The 14,330-nt window shown below is 67.9% G+C and carries 12 protein-coding genes; 8 read left to right on the top strand and 4 right to left on the bottom strand.

Features of this window, described 5'->3' with window-relative positions; translation table 11 throughout:
- Window positions 1-371: 371 nt before the first annotated feature.
- The 7 genes from IAE41_RS19655 (at window position 372) to IAE41_RS19625 (ending at window position 10,313) form a co-directional block, all read left to right on the top strand.
- Window positions 372-1,478: an efflux RND transporter periplasmic adaptor subunit gene (locus IAE41_RS19655; RefSeq protein ID WP_200734255.1), complete on the top strand. Its 1,107-nt coding sequence runs from the start codon at window positions 372-374 to the stop codon at window positions 1,476-1,478.
- The gene (locus IAE41_RS19650; RefSeq protein ID WP_200734254.1) at window positions 1,475-4,600 is read left to right on the top strand and encodes an efflux RND transporter permease subunit; all 3,126 of its coding nucleotides are present in this window, start codon (window positions 1,475-1,477) and stop codon (window positions 4,598-4,600) included. Before IAE41_RS19655 ends, IAE41_RS19650 begins: the two co-directional genes overlap by 4 nt.
- The gene (locus tag IAE41_RS19645) at window positions 4,593-5,123 is read left to right on the top strand and encodes a GNAT family protein (protein WP_200734253.1); all 531 of its coding nucleotides are present in this window, start codon (window positions 4,593-4,595) and stop codon (window positions 5,121-5,123) included. The genes IAE41_RS19650 and IAE41_RS19645 overlap by 8 nt, the downstream gene beginning before the upstream one ends.
- Window positions 5,124-5,284: 161 nt before the next feature.
- Window positions 5,285-6,796: an alanine/glycine:cation symporter family protein gene (locus tag IAE41_RS19640; protein WP_200734252.1), complete on the top strand. Its 1,512-nt coding sequence runs from the start codon at window positions 5,285-5,287 to the stop codon at window positions 6,794-6,796.
- Window positions 6,797-7,630 (top strand): TrmH family RNA methyltransferase, encoded by an 834-nt coding sequence (locus IAE41_RS19635; RefSeq protein ID WP_200734251.1) that lies wholly within the window; start codon window positions 6,797-6,799, stop codon window positions 7,628-7,630.
- A 234-nt stretch (window positions 7,631-7,864) separates the two neighbouring features.
- Window positions 7,865-8,851 (top strand): hypothetical protein, encoded by a 987-nt coding sequence (locus IAE41_RS19630; RefSeq protein ID WP_200734250.1) that lies wholly within the window; start codon window positions 7,865-7,867, stop codon window positions 8,849-8,851.
- A 10-nt stretch (window positions 8,852-8,861) separates the two neighbouring features.
- A complete protein-coding gene (locus IAE41_RS19625) occupies window positions 8,862-10,313 on the top strand; it encodes an alanine/glycine:cation symporter family protein (RefSeq protein WP_200734249.1) in 1,452 nt (483 codons plus the stop codon).
- A gap of 60 nt (window positions 10,314-10,373) precedes the next feature.
- On the opposite strand, the gene IAE41_RS19620 is transcribed toward IAE41_RS19625, so the two are convergent.
- The 4 genes from IAE41_RS19620 to IAE41_RS19605 all read right to left on the bottom strand — a co-directional run bounded on the left by IAE41_RS19620 (window position 10,374) and on the right by IAE41_RS19605 (window position 13,524).
- Window positions 10,374-11,795, bottom strand: a complete 1,422-nt coding sequence (locus tag IAE41_RS19620) for a M28 family peptidase (RefSeq protein WP_108747265.1) — start codon at window positions 11,793-11,795, stop codon at window positions 10,374-10,376.
- A gap of 194 nt (window positions 11,796-11,989) precedes the next feature.
- On the bottom strand, window positions 11,990-12,394 hold the full coding sequence (gene mscL / locus IAE41_RS19615; protein WP_108766133.1) for a large-conductance mechanosensitive channel protein MscL: 405 nt from the start codon (window positions 12,392-12,394) through the stop codon (window positions 11,990-11,992).
- A 53-nt stretch (window positions 12,395-12,447) separates the two neighbouring features.
- Window positions 12,448-13,170 (bottom strand): fumarylacetoacetate hydrolase family protein, encoded by a 723-nt coding sequence (locus IAE41_RS19610; RefSeq protein ID WP_200734248.1) that lies wholly within the window; start codon window positions 13,168-13,170, stop codon window positions 12,448-12,450.
- A 69-nt stretch (window positions 13,171-13,239) separates the two neighbouring features.
- The gene (locus IAE41_RS19605; protein WP_079222969.1) at window positions 13,240-13,524 is read right to left on the bottom strand and encodes a hypothetical protein; all 285 of its coding nucleotides are present in this window, start codon (window positions 13,522-13,524) and stop codon (window positions 13,240-13,242) included.
- Window positions 13,525-13,703: 179 nt separating this feature from the next.
- On the opposite strand from IAE41_RS19605, the gene IAE41_RS19600 reads away from it, so the two are divergent.
- Window positions 13,704-14,039, top strand: a complete 336-nt coding sequence (locus IAE41_RS19600) for a Rieske (2Fe-2S) protein (protein WP_079222968.1) — start codon at window positions 13,704-13,706, stop codon at window positions 14,037-14,039.
- Window positions 14,040-14,330: the final 291 nt, after the last annotated feature.

The following is a 14,330-nucleotide window of genomic DNA, read 5'->3' as shown; positions in this document are numbered from 1 at the left end:
GGTTTACGGCGTCCCCCTCAACCGGACCCCCCCCGCCAACCCACGGAATGCAGGCTTTTGACGTTGCCGTTGCATTGAGCAGGTGCAGGGCTGCAAGCCCTGCCGGGACAAAAAAAACAGGGCCGGACCCCGCCAGGGCCGACCCCCGCCTGGCGCCCTCTGCCAAGCAGCCTCGACTGTACGATGACAACGCACGACAAAGTGCGGCTGGATACATCCCGACATACGCCGACACTGCCCCGGCGAGCCTTGCATGGAACGGGTTCACGGCGCCACCGCAGGGCCTGTTCCACGCCAGTAAACGCTTGGCACATATCGCTTTCGCAGCCCCTTGCCTACACTCGGCGGCCGTGCATCAACCAGGACCTTTCATGTTGGCTCGTATCACTTCGACCCTGGCCCTTGGCCTCAGCCTGGCCGTCCTGGCCGGGTGCGCAGGCAAACAGGAGGCCGCCGCGCGTCGGCAGGGCGAAGCGGTGCCGGTCACCGCCCAGGTCGTGCAGCCCTCGCAGTGGAATGACACGCTGCAGGCGCTGGGGACGGCCAAGGCGCGTGAATCCATCAGCGTTACCGCCAAGGTCAGCGAGATCGTCGACCGCGTGCACTTCGAAAGCGGCCAGCAGGTCGCTGCCGGTGCGCCCATCGTGACCCTGCGCGGGCAGGCCCAGGAGGCGGCACTGGTGCAGGCGCAGGCGACCTTCCATGAAGCCGACCAGCTCTACAAGCGCCAGCGCGAACTGGCGACCCAGCGCCTGGTCTCCAGCGCCACCCTCGATACCCAGAAGTCGATCCGCGACGCCGCCGAAGCACGCGTGGCGCAGATGCAGGCGGACATCGGCGACCGCCGCGTGCGTGCGCCGTTCGCCGGCGTACTCGGCATCCGCCAGGTCAGCCCGGGCACGCTGCTGACCCCGACCACCGTCATCGCCACCCTGGATGACATTGAACGCATGCACGTCGATTTCCAGGTGCCGGAAGTGGAAATGGCCGCGCTGTCCAACGGCGACAAGGTGAGTGCGACCAGCGTCGCCTGGCCGGGCCGTACCTTCGAAGGCGAAGTGACCACCATCGATGCGCGCGTCGATCCGGCCACCCGCGCGGTGACCGTGCGCGCCGACTTCGCCAACGCCGATCACGCGCTGCGTCCGGGCATGCTGCTGGACGTGCGCCTGTTCCGCCCCGAGCGCCCGGCGCTGGTGGTGCCGGAAATCGCCGTGGTGCAGGTCGGCCGCGATACCTTCATGTACCGCATCAAGGCCGACGACACCGTCGAGCGCATTGACGTGATCACGGGTGCGCGTCGTGCCGGCGTGGTCGAGATCCGCCAGGGCCTGCAGGGCGGCGAGCGCATCGTGGTCGATGGCACCGGCAAGCTGCGCGCCGGCCTGAAGGTGGCGGCGACCGATGCCGCGCCGGCCAGCGGCACCGCACCGGCCAAGACGCCGGCAGCGGCACCGGCCGAGGGCAACGGCGGATGAAGCTGTCGGATATTTCCATCCAGCGGCCGGTGTTTGCCGTGGTGATGAGCCTGCTGCTGGTGGTGCTGGGCATCATGTCCTTCACCCGCCTGACCCTGCGCGAGCTGCCGGCCATCGATCCGCCCATCGTCTCGGTGTCGGTGGATTACACCGGTGCTTCGGCGGCGGTCATCGAAAGCCGCGTGACCCAGGTGCTGGAAGATGCGCTGGCCGGCATCGAAGGCATCGATACGATCAACGCGCGCAGCAGCAATGGCCGCTCGCAGGTCAGCATCGAATTCACCTCCAACCGCGATATCGAAGCGGCCGCCAACGATGTGCGCGATGCGGTCAGCCGCGTGGCCGACCGCATGCCCGAAGAGGCGCGCCCGCCGGAAATCGCCAAGGTCGAGAGTGATGCCGACCCGATCATCTGGTTCAACATGTCCTCCACCACGATGGACACGCTTGAACTGAGCGACTACGCCGACCGCTACGTGGTCGACCGCTTCTCCAGCCTCGATGGCGTGGCCCAGGTCCGCATCGGTGGCCGCCAGCGCTATGCCATGCGCATCTGGCTGGACCGCGACCAGCTGGCCGCCCGCGGCCTGACCACCGGCGACGTGGAAACCGCGCTGCGCAACGAGAACGTGGAGCTGCCGGCCGGCCGCATCGAGTCGACCGACCGCGACTTCACCCTGCGCGTCGAGCGCAACTACGTGAAGCCCGAGGATTTCGCCACCATCCCGCTGGGCAAGGGCAGCGATGGTTACGTGGTGCGCATGGGCGATGTTGCCAGGATCGAGCTGGCCTCGGCCGAACGCCGCGCGTACTTCCGCAGCAACGGTGAACCCGGCGTCGGCCTGGGCATCGTCAAGACCTCCACGGCCAACTCGCTGGACGTGGCCCGTGCCGCGCGCGCGGAAGCCGAGAAAGTTGCCGCGACGCTGCCCGAAGGCACGCAGATCGTGGTCACTTTCGACAACACCACCTTCATCGAAGCGGCCGTCGATCGCGTCTACGCGACCCTGATCGAAGCGATGCTGCTGGTGCTGGCGGTCATCTGGCTGTTCCTGGGCAGCTTCCGCGCCGCGCTGATTCCCGCGGTGACCGTGCCGGTCTGCCTGGTCGCGGCCTTCATCGCGCTGTACGCCTTCGGTTTCTCGATCAACCTGCTGACCCTGCTGGCGCTGGTGCTGTGCATCGGCCTGGTGGTGGACGATGCGATCGTGGTGGTGGAGAACGTGCAGCGCCGCATCGACCTTGGCGAACCGCCGCTGGTCGCCTCCAAGCGAGGCACCACCCAGGTCGCTTTCGCGGTCATCGCCACGACCGCCGTGCTGGTGGCGGTGTTCCTGCCGGTCGGTTTCCTCGAAGGCAACACCGGCCGCCTGTTCCGCGAACTGGCCGTGGCGCTGGCCGCCGCAGTGGCCCTGTCCGCGTTCGTCGCGCTGACGCTGACGCCGATGATGGCCTCCAAGCTGCTCAAGCCGCACAGCGGGCACGCGCCGCGCGGCCTGTATGGCGTCATCAACCGCAACCTGGAGCGCCTGGCGTCGGGTTACGGCCGCGTGCTCGACCACCACGTCGACCGCCTGTGGATCTACCTGGTGGTGATGGCGCTGGCACTGGCTGCCAGCTGGGGCCTGCTGAAGATCCTGCCGTCCGAGCTGGCCCCGGCCGAAGACCGTGGCTCCTTCCAGATCATGATCGACGGCCCTGAAGGCGCCGGCTATGACTACACCGTGCAGCAGGTGCAACAGGTCGAAGCACTGCTGGCGCCGCACGTGGGCGCCGACAAGACCATCGCCCGCGCCAACCCGCGCGTGCCCGGCGGCTTCGGTGCCAGCGAGGAAATGCACACCGGCCGCGTCAGCGTGTTCCTGCAGCCGTGGCGCCAGCGCACCGAGAACACCGTGGACGTGGCCAACGACCTGCAGAAGGAGCTGGACACCCTGCGTGGCGTGCGCGTGCGTACGCAGGTCGGTGGTGGCCTGGTGCGCAGTGGCGGCCAGCCGTTCCAGATCGTGCTGGGTGGCCCGGAATATGCCGAGATCGCGCAGTGGCGTGACCGCATCCTGCTGCGCATGGCCGACAACCCGGGCCTGGTCGGCCCCGATTCGGACTACAAGGAAACCCGTCCGCAGATGCGGGTGAACATCGACCGCCAGCGTGCGGCCGACCTCGGCGTCCCGGTCACCGCGATCGGTTCGGCACTGGAAACCATGATGGGCTCGCGCCGCGTCACCACCTTCGTCGACAACGGCGAGGAGTACGACGTGCTGGTACAGGCCGGTCGTGATGGCCGCGCCAGCCCGGCCGACCTCGCCGCCATCCGCGTGCGTGCCAACTCCGGCGAACTGGTGCCGCTGTCCAACCTGGTCACCCTCAGCGAAGTGGCCGAGGCCGGCACCCTGAACCGCTTCAACCGCCTGCGCTCGATCACCATCAGCGCCGGCCTTGCCCCCGGCTACCCTCTGGGCGAGGCCATCGCCTGGGCACAGCAGGTCACCCGCGAGGAGCTGCCGCAGTACGCGCAGATCAACTGGAAGGGCGAGTCGCGCGAATACCAGAGCGCCGGTGGCGCTGTGCTGCTGACCTTCGCCATGGCCCTGCTGGTGGTGTACCTGGTGCTGGCCGCGCAGTTCGAGAGCTTCATCCACCCGCTCACCATCATGCTGACCGTGCCGCTGGGCGTGCTCGGCGCGCTGGTCGGGCTATGGGTCAGTGGCGGTACGGTGAACCTGTTCAGCCAGATCGGCATCGTGATGCTGGTGGGCCTGGCCGCCAAGAACGGCATCCTGATCGTCGAGTTCGCCAACCAGCTGCGCGATGACGGGCGTACCGTGCGCGCGGCCATCATCGAATCGGCCGTGGTGCGCCTGCGACCGATCCTGATGACCTCGATCGCCACCGTGGTCGGCGCCATCCCGCTGGTGGTGGCCGGTGGCCCAGGTTCGGCCAGCCGTGGCACCATCGGCGTCGTGATCATCTTCGGCGTCACCCTGTCCACCTTCCTGTCGCTGTTCGTGGTGCCGGCGTTCTATGCGCGCCTGGCCCCGTACACGCGTTCGCCCGAAGCAGTGAAGCGCGAACTGGAGAAGCAGGAAGCCGAGTCGCCTTCGGTGGGCGGTCATGCCTGACCCTCGGCTGCAGGGCGAAGGCTTCTGCCTGCGCCCCTGGCGCAGCGACGACCTGGCGTCGCTGCTGCGCCATGCCGACGATCCGGAGGTCTCGCGCGGCCTGCGCGACCGCTTCCCGAGCCCCTACACGCGTGCGGACGGCGAGGCCTTCCTGGCCGGCCGCGTGCTTGGCCCCGGCACCCTCAACCTGGCCATCGAGATCGACGGCCAGGCCTGCGGCAGCGTCGGCGCACAACCCGGCACGGCCGAGCGCGGGCACACCGCTGAACTGGGGTACTGGCTGGGCCGGGCGTTGTGGGGGCAGGGCGTGATGACCCGGGTGGTGGGCCTGTTCGCGCCGTGGGTGATGGACGAGCTGCGCCTGTTCAGGCTGCAGGCCGAGGTGTTGGATTTCAACGAGGGCTCGGCCCGCGTGCTGCTGGCAAATGGCTTTGCCGAAGAGGGCACGGCCCGCTGCGCCGTCTACAAGCGCGGCGTCCTGCACGACCTGCGCCGTTTCGCCCGGGTACGCAGGGACCTGTAGAGGGCGGGCCCCCCCGGGGGGGGGGGGGGGGCCCCCGCCCCGCCCTGGGCCTGGGCTCTACAAAACAGCGCTATCGCAGCGACCTTCGATCAGGGAGAATCGGTCCGGTCCCTTCCAGCCGACGGGACGTCCTTACAACCCGCCGACTGGAGAGAGCGCGCGTGGAAGCAACCGTACATTTCATCAACAGCATCATCTGGAGCAAGGCCCTCATCGTGGTGTGCCTGGGCGCCGGCCTGTATTTCAGCCTGCGCACCCGCTTCATGCAGATCCGCGGTTTCTTCGAGATGTGCCGCCTGACCGTGCAGGGCGAGAAGTCCGAGGCCGGCGTGTCCTCCTTCCAGGCCCTGGCCATGTCGATGGCCGGCCGCATGGGCATCGGCAACATCGCCGGCGTGGCCACCGCCATCGCGTTCGGCGGCCCGGGTGCCATCTTCTGGATGTGGGTGATGGGCTTCCTCGGCGCGTCCACCTCGTACGTGGAATGCACCCTGGCGCAGATCTACAAGACCAAGGATGCCGAGGGCCGCTACCGCGGTGGCCCGGCGTACTACATCGAAAAGGCCATGGGCCTGAAGTGGTATGCGCTGGCCTTCGCCATCGCCACGATCATCGCCGCCGGTTTCCTGATGCCGGGCGTGCAGGCCAACGCCATCGCTGACAGCGTCATCAACGCCTGCCGTGGCACTGCCGTGTGCGGCCCGCTGGATGGCCAGATGCTGGGCATGAGTTCGGTCGAAGCGCTGAAGCTGGGCATCGGCATCGCCGTGGCGCTGCTGCTGGGCGTGGTCATCTTCGGTGGCGTCAAGCGCATCGCCAACTTCGCCGAAGTGGTGGTGCCGTTCATGGCCGCCGCCTTCATCCTGATGGCCATCGTCATCATGGTCATCAACTACGACCGCGTGCCGGAAATGTTCGGCATCATCTTCGACAGCGCCTTCGGCACCCACGCGGCGTTTGGCGCGATGATGGGCCTGGCGGTGGAGTGGGGCATCAAGCGCGGCATCTACGCCAATGAAGCCGGCCAGGGCTCGGGCCCGCACGCCGCCGCGGCCTCCGAGGTTTCGCACCCGGCCAAGCAGGGCTACGTGCAGGCCTTCGCCATCTACTTCGACACCATGATGGTGTGCACCGCCACCGCGTTCCTGATCCTGGCCAGCGGCACCTACAACGTGTACTCGCCTGCAGGCGCCAACGCGCCGCCGATCTTCCAGGGCCTGGCCGGTATTCCCGAAGGCGCCGGCTACGCGCAGGCCGGCGTGGAAGCGGTGCTGCCGGGCTGGGGCGCGGCGTTCGTCTCGATCGCCATCTTCTTCTTCGCCTTCACCACCATCATGGCCTATTACTACATGGCCGAAACCAACCTGACCTACGTCAACCACAACAGGAAGCGCCCGCTGACCGTGCTGGTGCTGCGCCTGGGCATCATCGCCATGGTCGTGTTCGGCGCATTCCATAATGCGACCCTGGCCTGGGCACTGGGTGACATCGGCGTGGGCCTGATGGCCTGGCTGAACATCATCGCCATCCTGATCGTGCAGAAGCCGGCCATGCTGGCCCTGCGTGACTACGAACGACAGAAGAAGCTGGGCCTGGATCCGACGTTCGACCCGGATGCCCTGGGCATCAAGAACGCCGACTTCTGGCGCCAGCGCAAGCAGGAGAATGTGTAAGTGAACAACCCCTGGAACAACCGCCGCCCGTCCGCCCGTCCGCCACGCGCAACGCCGTTGCCGCGTCCGGAGGTGCCGGCCACGGGTGGTGGCGGCCGTGGCGGCAACGATGAGCTGCGCCTGTTCGGCCTGAACGCCGTGCTGGCCGCCTTCGAAGCGCGCCCGCAGGCGCTGCGCAAGCTGTACCTGCTGGAGGCGCGCATTCCGCGCCTGCAGCCGCTGCTGAAGTGGTGCGTGGCCAACCGCGTGGGGTACCGCGTGGTGGAAGACGGCGACCTGAACAAGCTGGCCGGCACCACCCACCATGAGGGCGTGGTGGCTGACGTGGTGCGCGCGCCGGTGCTGCCGCTGGCGCAGTGGCTGCAGCAGGTGGGCGATGGCCCGGCGCTGGCGCTGTGGCTGGATGGCGTGGGCAACCCGCACAACCTGGGTGCGATCCTGCGCTCGGCCGCGCACTTCGGCGCCAAGGCGCTGCTGCTGCCGGCCGGCAGCACCCTGGCGCTGTCCGGTGCCGCCGCGCGCGTGGCCGAAGGTGGCGCCGAGGCCCTGCCGCTGGTGCAGCTGCCCGGTGACGCAGAGGCCATGGCGGCGCTGCGTGCGGCGGGCTTCGGGCTGGCCGCGACCCTGGTCGAGGGCGGACAGGACGTGTTCCGTGCCGAGCTGCCCGCGCGCCTGGTGTATGTGATGGGTGCCGAGGGCGAGGGCATGGATCGCGCGCTGGCCAGCCAGTGCGACCAGCAGGTCTCGATTCCCGGCAGCGGCGCGGTGGAAAGCCTCAACGTCGCCTCGGCGACGGCGGTACTGCTGGCGCAGTGGGCCAGCCGCCGCGGCTGAGCACCCGGATCGGGGTCAGAGCCCTCGCCCAAGGCGAGGGGTCTGACCCCAGCCAGTTGACCGCGGAGCGGGGTCGGATTCCTCGCGCATGCAAGGGCTCTGACCCCCGTCGATTGCCAAGCATGCTTTACAGCGCTGAAAGCGCGCTGGAAATTTGAAACTTTCCTCATAGGTCGGCCATCGCCGGCGACGCAGGGTGGAACTCCATCCCTCGTTGTCCCCGGAGTGGCTGTCATGTCCCATCTGCAACGCACCCTGTCCGTGTCCCTGCTGCTGGCCAGCGCGCTGGCCAGTGCCAGTGCCTGCGCCAACGAACGCAGCCTGGAAAACGTCAACTTCATGGGGCCGTTGATCACCCCCAATCCCGCGGGCCTGCCGCAGGGCCGCTGGTTCCTCGAACCCTACCTGGTCCGCGTCGACAGCAACGCCCACTACGATGCCGACGGCGAGCGCCAGCGCAGCGCGCAGGACAGCGGCGCGTGGGCGGTGGTCATGCCGGTGATGTACGGCTTCAGCGACCGCCTGATGGGCCAGGTGAACCTCAGCGCGTCGCGGGCGGAGTCCGGCACCGGGCACAGTGGTGGCTTCCGCGCCGGCGATACCACCGCCCGCCTGCAGTACCTGCTGCAGGCACCCAGCGCCGATGGCACCCGGCCTGCGGTTTCGCTGGCGGTGTCGCAGCGCTTCAGCACCGGCAGCCACGACCGCATCACCGGCAACCCCCTGGATGCGCAGGGCGATGGCGTGCAGCGCACCACCGTCGCGCTCGGTGTGCAGCAGGTGGTGTGGATGCCGAACGGGCGACCGCTGCGCTGGCGTGGGCAACTGATGGCCGGGCCGGCGCCGGCGCGTACCGCGCTGTCGGGCGCCAGCATCTACGGCACCGAAGCGGGCTTCCAGGGCCATATCGCGCGAGGCTCGGTGCTGGGCCTGTCGGTGGCCGGCGAGTACAGCTTCAACGACCGCTGGGTCGGGGTGATGGAACTTGCCGCCAGCCGCGAGACCGGCCAGCGCCTGATCGGCTTCATGCCCACCGCTGACGGGGGCGGGCGACGTATCGACGAACAGCGCCCGGCCAGCCGCTCGCTGTCGGTGGCGCCAGCGGTGGAGTACCACTTCAGCCCGTCGCTGGGGCTGATTGCCGGCGTCGAGATCACCCTGGCCGGGCGCAATACCGGCCGCATCATCAGCCCCCAGGTCGCCCTGGGCGTGTTCTTCTGAGGGGGCGGCCATGAGCATCGAATCGATCGTCAATGTCCTGCTGGGCATCATCTGGAGCCCCTGGCTGGTCGTGCTCTGCCTGCTGGCCGGCCTGTACTTCAGCGTGCGCACGCGCTTCATCCAGCTGCGCGCGCTGCCTGACATGCTGCGCCTGATGTTCCGCCACGAGCGCTCCGAGGCGGGCGTTTCGCCCTTCCAGGCGCTGTCGCTGTCACTGTCCAGCCGGGTCGGTGTCGGCAACATCGCCGGTGTCGCCATGGCCATCGCCTTTGGCGGCCCGGGGGCCATCTTCTGGATGTGGATCGTGGCCTTCCTCGGCGCCTCAAGTGCCTTCATCGAATCGACGCTGGCACAGATCTACAAGGAGCGCGACGCCAGCGGCCAATACCGGGGCGGGCCGGCCTACTACATCGAAAAGGGCCTGGGCCAGCGCTGGTATGCAGTGCTGTTCGCGCTGGTCACCGTGCTGGCGGGGGCGATGCTGGCCGGCACCCAGTCCAATGCCATCACCGGCGCGGTGAACGAGGCCTGGGGCATTCCGGTGGCGGGCACCACGGCGGTGCTGCTGGCCGTCCTTGCGGCGGTCCTGTACGGCGGCGTGCGACGCATCGCCCGCGTTGCCGAGTGGGTGGTGCCGATCATGGCCGTGGCTTACCTGCTGGTCGCCGCCGTGGTCATGGTCATCAACGTCGACAGGGTTCCCGAGGTTTTCGCGCTGGTGCTGCGCAGTGCGTTCGGCGCGGACGCCGCGTTCGGCGCGATGATCGGCACCGCCATCCAGTGGGGCGTGCGTCGTGGCGTGCTGTCCAACGAGGCAGGCATGGGCAGTGGTGCGCATCCGGCCGCAGCGGCGGAAGTCTCGCATCCGGTCAAGCAGGGCCTGGTGCAGTCGTTCTCGGTCTACATCGACACCATGGTGGTGTGCAGCGCAACCGCGTTCCTGATCCTGTCGACCGGGCTGTACAACGTCTACGATCCGGCCGTGAACGGTGTGCCCGACGAGGCGCGCCTGCTGCTCGCCAACCTGCAGGGTGTCGAGGCCGGGCCGCGCTTCGTGCAGCATGCGGTGGAATCGGCGCTGCCGGGGTTCGGCAAGTCGTTCGTCGCGCTGGCGATCCTGCCGTTCGCGTTCACCACGATCCTGGCCCTGTACTACATGGCCGAAACCAATGTCAGCTACCTGTGCCGCGACCGGCCCGGGCGCGCGACGGTCACCGGTTTCCAGCTGCTGTTCCTGGGCGCAACCGGCTACTCGGCGGTCAATACCGCAACGGTGGCCTGGGCGCTGGGTGATATCGGTGTGGGCATGATGAGCTGGTTGAACATCACTGCCATCCTGCTGCTGCAAAGGCCCGCCCTGGCGGCACTGCGCGATTACGAACAGCAGAAGCGGCAGCAGCGTGATCCGTTGTTCAGGCCGCAGGCGATCGGCATGCGCAACACACGGGTCTGGCAGGGGTAAACGAAAACGGGGTCAGATCCCTCGCGCATGCGAAGGCTCTGACCCCATCACTTCACCGCGTCACTCGTTCGGCGGCGTGGTGGCCTTGGCTTCGCTGCCGAAACTGCCATCGGCGTCGGCCGCCAGGTAGGCGAACACGGTGTAGGCGGCCACGTTCTGCGCCAGTGCCTTCGGGTCGATCTTGTCCAGGGTGTCGTCGGCGGTGTGGTGCAGGTGGAAGTAATCCGAACCATCCTGCGCCAGCCACGCCCACGCGCCGCCCTTGGCGGCCAGCGGGCCGACATCCGGGCCCGGGCCACCCTTGTCGGCCATGTACTCGATGCCCAGCGGCTTCATCACCTCGGCAATCTGCCGGGTGGCGTCACGCGAGCCTTCCGGGTTCGGCGAGCCGGTGTTGAAGGCGTAGATGCGGCCGGCACCGAAATCGCTCTCGGCGGCCAGCTGGTGCAGCGTCACGTCCTTGGCATGTGCCTCGGCGTACGCCTTGCCGCCATACAGGCCCTGTTCTTCATTGGCGAAGGCGATCACGCGGATGGTGCGCTTGGGGGCCTGCTTGAGCTGGCCGATCAGGTGGCCGGCGGCCATGGTGATGCCCACGCCTGCGCCGTCATCCACGGCGCCGGTGCCCAGGTCCCAGGAATCGAGATGACCACCGATCACCACCACTTCCTTCGGCAGTGTGCGTCCGGTGATTTCGCCGATGACGTTGTAGGAGGTCGCAGTGCCGTCCCAGCCGCAGTCCAGCGCCACCTTCACGGTGGTGGTGCCACGGGCGACCAGGCGGGCCAGCTGGTCGGCATCGGGCACCGAGAGGGCCGCCGACGGCACCGGGGTCAGGCCATCGTCGAAGCGGGTGATGCCGGTATGCGGCACGCGGTGCGAATCGGTACCGGCCGAGCGCATGAGGAAACCGACCGCGCCCTTGCGGATCGCCTCGGACGGGCCCTTGCTGCGGATCGCGCCGCCGCGGCCGTAGTCACGGCCGTCGCGGAACGGCAGCATCTGGTAATCGACGAAGGCGATCTTGCCCTTCAGCGAACCTTCCGGTGCCGCCTGCAGCGCGGCAAGGTCGGCAAACCGCACCACCTCGGCCTCGACGCTGCCGCCGGGGCTGCCGCCCAGGGCGGTGATCTGCAGCGGCTGCGGGTTCCTGCCGGTCACCGCGGCATGTTCACTGCGGCGTTCCCACTTGGGGAAGGTCACAGGCTCTTTCCACACCTTGTCAAAGCCGAGTGCCTTGAACTTGGCTTCGGCCCAGGCCACGGCGCGGGCGTCGGCTTCGCTGCCGGCGATGCGCGGGCCGATCTCGGTGGTCAGCGATTCCACCACCTTCCAGCCGGTGTCGTCGGCCAGTGCCTGGTCACGCAGCTGCGCAGCGGTGGCCAGCGAGGCCGGAGGCAGGGTGGTGGTGCGCGGCGCCGCGAAGGCCGGCGCGGCCAGCAGGGCGAGGGAGGATGCGATGGCAAGGACGCGGCGACGCATGGACAGCTCCGGGAAGGGAATCAGCCTTGGAGCTTAACAGTCGTTCAGTGCCGCGCATGGGCGGGAGGTCACGGTGGCGGCGAACGCTGTTTTCCGGCCATGACCGGCAAAGCGGTAGCGCCGGGCCATGCCCGGCGAACGTCGACCAACCGCTGCGCTCGACGGGCATGGCCCGGCGCTACCGGTGGCTGTCCTTACTTCTTCAGGCTGTCGCGGATCTCGCGCAGCAGCACCACTTCTTCCTTCGGTGCGGCCGGTGCCGCTTCCTTCTTGCGCGACAGGCGGTTGATCACCTTGATCACCATGAAGATGGCGAAGGCCACGATGATGAACTGCACCAGCGTGTTGAGGAAATCACCGTAGCCGATCACCACGGCCGGAATCTCCTTGCCATCCGGTCCGATGCTGGCGGCCGACAACGTCCAGGCCAGATCGGAGAAATCCACCTTGCCGATCAGCATGCCCAGCGGCGGCATGATGATCTTCTCCACCAGCGCGGTGACGATCTTGCCGAAGGCCGCGCCGATGACCACGCCGACGGCGAGGTCGATGACGTTGCCACGCATCGCGAATTCCTTGAACTCGGTGAGCATTCCCATTCTTGTTCTTCTCCTGAGGGCGAGGGTTCGAGCGCAGGTTAACGCAGCCGATGTCAGCCTGCGATGACGCCGTGGCGTTCGGCCACGTTTTCCAGTCGTGCACTGAAACGGTCGCCCGGCTTCAATGCGGCCACGCCCGACGGGGTGCCCATGAACACCAGGTCGCCGGCGCGCAGCTGCCACAGCTTGGACAGCTCATGCAGGATCTCCGGCACGTTCCAGATCATCTGGTCGAGCAGCGACTGCTGGCGCACTTCGCCGTTGACTTCCAGCGACAGGTTCAATGCGGCCAGGTCGCCCACCTCACCGGCGTGCACGATCTCGCTGATCGGTGCGGAGGCATCGAAGCCCTTGGCCGAATCCCACGGGTGGCCCTTTTCCTTGGCGGCGGCCTGCAGGTCGCGGCGGGTCAGGTCCAGGCCCACGGCGTAGCCGTAGATCAGCGCCTCGGCATCGGCCACGGCCAGCTCGCCGGCGGGCGCATCAACGCCGATCGCCACCACCAGCTCCACTTCGTGGTGCAGGTTGCCGGTGGCGGGGGGATAGGGGATTACATCGTCATGGCCGACCACGATGGCATCGGCCGGCTTGCAGAAGAACATCGGGCGGCCGCGATCGTCGGCCGCCGGCACCGCAGCACCCATCTCACGCGCATGGTCGGCGAAGTTGCGGCCGACGCAGTAGATGCGGTGGACCGGGAAGGTGCCACCGCCCACCACCGGTACGCGCGGCACGGCGGGGGCAGGGATCACATCGGAAACAACGGCAGTGGACATGCGGGGGTTCCAGTAGGAAGGCCCCTGCAGTCTAGAACGGTGCGGCGCCCACGTCAGCGGGCGAGCGCATCAGCGCGACATCGGCAAAGCTGACTTGCGCACCACGCGGTATTCGCCTTCCACCACGTTGGCATCCGCCGCACGGCGCGTGACGCTGGGCTTGCGCGACGCCAGCAGCTTCCACGCCAGGCCGATCAGGATCATCGCCGCCCCGACGAACACGCCGATGAACACCATCGCTGCCAGGATCGCCAGGCCGAGCAGGCCCACGGCAACGCGCACCAGCGGGTGGCGCGGCTTGCGCGGCGCGAACAGGGTGCGGAACTGGTTGAAGGCGGAAGCGCGAGTAAACATGGCGGCTCGATAGGGCTGGGATCAGCGAAACCAGAGTATCGGGATGCGCCACTGTCATTGAGTGAAAAACTCGTTAAATATAGCCTTTGCTTATTACGGATCAATGACTTGTGTTCATGTCGCAGCCAGTCATATGAGCGGCCGTGCGACAATCCGGTTTTCCGCAAGAGCCTTCCGCCATGACTGCCGCCGCTGCCCTGATCGCCCTTGATGCCCTTGCCGACGGGGCCTTTGCCGAGGTCGAAGCGGTGGTCGAGGGCGATGCCGAATCGCTGGTGCTGTACCGCGATGGCGCCCAGGTGCGCGCATTCCTGAACATCTGCCCGCACGCCGGCCGCCGCCTTGACTGGGCTCCCGGTCAGTTCCTGAAGAGCCGTGAAGGCCACCTGGTGTGTGCTGCGCACGGCGCCTCGTTCGCGCTGGACAGCGGCGACTGCATTGCCGGCCCGTGCAAGGGCGACCGCCTGCGCGCGGTGCCGGTGGATATCCGCGATGGGCAGGTCTACCTGGCCTGACCCCATCGGGGCATCCGGGTAGAAGCAGAAGCATCCACGCATGGCGTGGATCTACTGTCGACCAAGGTCGACCGATCGCGGCCAGTAGATCCACGCCATGCGTGGATGGAACCCGTCAGATATCGAATTTCAGATTGGGGTCAGAGGCTGTTGCGCAGCAACGGGATCCGACCCCGTGCCGACCAACGGTCGGCACCCACCAATAGCAGCAGGTTCCAACAGCTCGCAGGAAACTGTCGAAGGCGGGGGGGGGGGGGGGGGGGGGGGGGGGGGGGGGGGGGGGGGGGGGGG

Origin of the sequence: Stenotrophomonas sp. S39, from assembly GCF_016624665.1 — a bacterium.
Lineage (GTDB): Bacteria > Pseudomonadota > Gammaproteobacteria > Xanthomonadales > Xanthomonadaceae > Stenotrophomonas.
Note: the sequence above shows the minus strand (reverse complement) of the source record. Positions and strands in the feature narration are given on the sequence as shown.

Coding starts and splice junctions, on each gene's coding strand:
- IAE41_RS19655 (WP_200734255.1), top strand. CDS start 372: ATGTTGGCTCGTATCACTTCGACCCTGGCCCTTGGCCTCAGCCTGGCC.
- IAE41_RS19650 (WP_200734254.1), top strand. CDS start 1,475: ATGAAGCTGTCGGATATTTCCATCCAGCGGCCGGTGTTTGCCGTGGTG.
- IAE41_RS19645 (WP_200734253.1), top strand. CDS start 4,593: ATGCCTGACCCTCGGCTGCAGGGCGAAGGCTTCTGCCTGCGCCCCTGG.
- IAE41_RS19630 (WP_200734250.1), top strand. CDS start 7,865: ATGTCCCATCTGCAACGCACCCTGTCCGTGTCCCTGCTGCTGGCCAGC.
- IAE41_RS19625 (WP_200734249.1), top strand. CDS start 8,862: ATGAGCATCGAATCGATCGTCAATGTCCTGCTGGGCATCATCTGGAGC.
- IAE41_RS19620 (WP_108747265.1), bottom strand. CDS start 11,795: ATGCGTCGCCGCGTCCTTGCCATCGCATCCTCCCTCGCCCTGCTGGCC.
- mscL (WP_108766133.1), bottom strand. CDS start 12,394: ATGGGAATGCTCACCGAGTTCAAGGAATTCGCGATGCGTGGCAACGTC.
- IAE41_RS19610 (WP_200734248.1), bottom strand. CDS start 13,170: ATGTCCACTGCCGTTGTTTCCGATGTGATCCCTGCCCCCGCCGTGCCG.
- IAE41_RS19605 (WP_079222969.1), bottom strand. CDS start 13,524: ATGTTTACTCGCGCTTCCGCCTTCAACCAGTTCCGCACCCTGTTCGCG.
- IAE41_RS19600 (WP_079222968.1), top strand. CDS start 13,704: ATGACTGCCGCCGCTGCCCTGATCGCCCTTGATGCCCTTGCCGACGGG.